We start from the raw sequence: 1001 nt of genomic DNA on the forward strand, positions 1-1001 counted from the left end.
CTACATCACCGCCTCGGTGCGCTGCGCCCCGCCCGACAACAAGCCCCTCCCCGACGGAGAGCCGCAACTGCTCGAGCTGGACCGACCTCGAGCTCCCCCTCCTCCCGCAAGTGCGGGTCTACCTCGCCCTCGGCAAGATCGCCCACGACGCGCTGCTGGCCTACCACGGCCTGCGCAAGGCCGCCTACCCCTTCGCCCACGGCAGCGAGCACGACCTCGGCGGCCGAGTACTCCTCAGCAGCTACCACGTCTCGCGCCAGAACACCAACACCGGCAAGCTCACCGCACCCATGTTCGACGCGGTGCTCGAGCGCGCCAAGGCACTGGCCGGGCTCAGCGGCAAGAAGGGATGAGCCGTCAGCGGTCAGCTATCAGCCGTCAGCAGGAGGCTTGTGACTCGTGGTTCACCCCACCCCGTCCCTCCCCGCTGGCGGGGAGGGGGTATCCCCCCCCAGCCCCCCTTGCTAAGGGGGGTGACAAGGCGCCCCGCGTCTTGCGTTTGGCGTTTGGCGTCTTGCGTTTTGCGTCTTGCGTTTTGCGTCTTGCGTCTTGCGTTTGGCGTTCGGCGTTCGGCGTTCGGCGTACGACGTAGGACGTACGACCCGCTATCGCCTATCGGCCACCGACATCCCCCACCGTCCCCCACGCCATTTCCCCCAACTCGCTTGACTCGGACCAAATTTCACCCCACCATGAGGGCAGAACCCTTTTCAGGAGGTGCCCGTGATCGAGACCGGACGCCTGCCCATCGTTAATCCGCCCCGCTCGGGGCCCAGCGCCAGTCTGAACCCCGAGTTCTTCGCGCGGCTGGCCCGGCGCGTGCCCACGCAGAGCGGGGTCTTCGAGGCGGTGCGCTCGCCCTTCGATCAGCAGGTGCTGGCCGAGTTGCCCATCTGCACGCCCGCCGACGTGGCGGCAGCGGTGCAGCGGGCCAGGGAAGCACAGGCGGCCTGGGCCAAGGTGGACCCCAGGGAACGCGCCCGCGTGCTGCTGCGCTTCCA

General features: G+C 68.5%; 1 protein-coding gene and 1 pseudogene. Both read left to right on the top strand.

Going from position 1 to position 1001, the window contains the following annotated elements; translation table 11 throughout:
* A pseudogene (locus tag MEICH_RS25995) lies at positions 1-353 on the top strand (uracil-DNA glycosylase family protein); the annotation flags it as partial.
* Between the two features lie 370 nt (positions 354-723).
* The coding region (locus MEICH_RS26000; RefSeq protein ID WP_218916435.1) for an aldehyde dehydrogenase family protein at positions 724-1001 on the top strand (278 nt) is incomplete at its 3' end.

This window comes from Calidithermus chliarophilus DSM 9957, assembly GCF_000430045.1.
GTDB classification, from domain to species: Bacteria; Deinococcota; Deinococci; order Deinococcales; family Thermaceae; genus Calidithermus; species Calidithermus chliarophilus.